Origin of the sequence: Sphingobium sp. CCH11-B1, assembly GCF_001556865.1 — a bacterium.
Classification (GTDB): Bacteria; Pseudomonadota; Alphaproteobacteria; order Sphingomonadales; family Sphingomonadaceae; genus Sphingobium.
On record NZ_LSJY01000167.1, the window covers coordinates 1 to 993 of the forward strand.

The 993-nt window shown below is 66.5% G+C and carries 2 protein-coding genes; both read right to left on the minus strand.

What is annotated here, in order from left to right; genetic code table 11:
* Positions 1–406, minus strand: a 406-nt coding sequence (locus AX724_RS16820) for a multicopper oxidase domain-containing protein (protein ID WP_197421616.1), incomplete at its 3' end; no start/stop codon positions are given.
* Positions 403–867, minus strand: coding sequence for a hypothetical protein (locus tag AX724_RS16825; RefSeq protein WP_156448129.1), 465 nt, complete (start codon positions 865–867; stop codon positions 403–405). The genes AX724_RS16820 and AX724_RS16825, both read right to left, overlap by 4 nt.
* Positions 868–993: the final 126 nt, after the last annotated feature.

A 993-nucleotide genomic window follows, 5' to 3' on the forward strand; every position in this document is an offset into this window, starting at 1 on the left:
CGGACGTATGCTCGCCCAGCCGGTTGGTGACGAAAATCCTTACCCGGTCGCCTTCCACGGCCTCGATGGTCGGCCCGGGCGTGCCACCGTTGTAGCCCCAGCAGGTTGCCTTCGATCCGGGCGCGAATTCATGCTTTACCTCTTCGGCGACAAGGTGGAACTCCTTGACCCCGGCATTCAACCGCCACGGCAGCGTCCAGCCGTTGAGCGTGCGGACGGGCACGTAGCGCGGATCGCGCGGCACGGCGGGCGCCACGCCCACAGGCTCGGCCGCCGGCATGGGCATCGGGCCCATCGCCATGCCGCCATGCATGGAATGATCCTGTGCGGCGGCACGCGCGGTCAACGCTGACCCCAGTGCTGCGGCGGCACCCGTCTTGAGGATGTCACGACGATGGATGGTCATTGGCCGGCTCCATGATGTTGGTGTTCAGGCGTCGGAGCGGGCGGTGGCGAAGGAGGAGGGCTGGCGTCCGGCGTTGGCACATGATCGTGAACCATCCCAGGCATGGCCGGAGGCGCCGGCGGCGGCGCTCCCCCGCCATGGTGGCCGCCATGCATCGAGTGATCCATCGCCGGGGCGGCAGGCGGCGTCAGTATCTCGGAAACGGTCGGCGTGTTCTGCCTGGCTTCCGCATCACTCGGCAGCCTGTTCCCCACCAAACGCATCAGATCGACGCGCGCGAGCCAGTAATCCCGAACCGCTTCGAGGAACCCTTGATAGGCTTCGTATTCCTGCGCCTTGGCCTGAAGCACCTCGAACTCGCCGATCAGCGCGAAATTCTGTTCGAGCTGGCTTTGACGGGTCACGATTTCACGCTGCGGCACCAAGGCCGTGCGATACAGGCCCACCACTTCGCTGAGCACGCGTACGCGTTCCGCGCCCAGCCCAACCGCATTCCCGGACGCGAGCGCAAGTTGCGCCAGGCGCGCGCGCGCGATCCGTAGACGCGCTTCGGTTCGTGCGACCCGAGCTCCGCCTTGGTTAAAGAT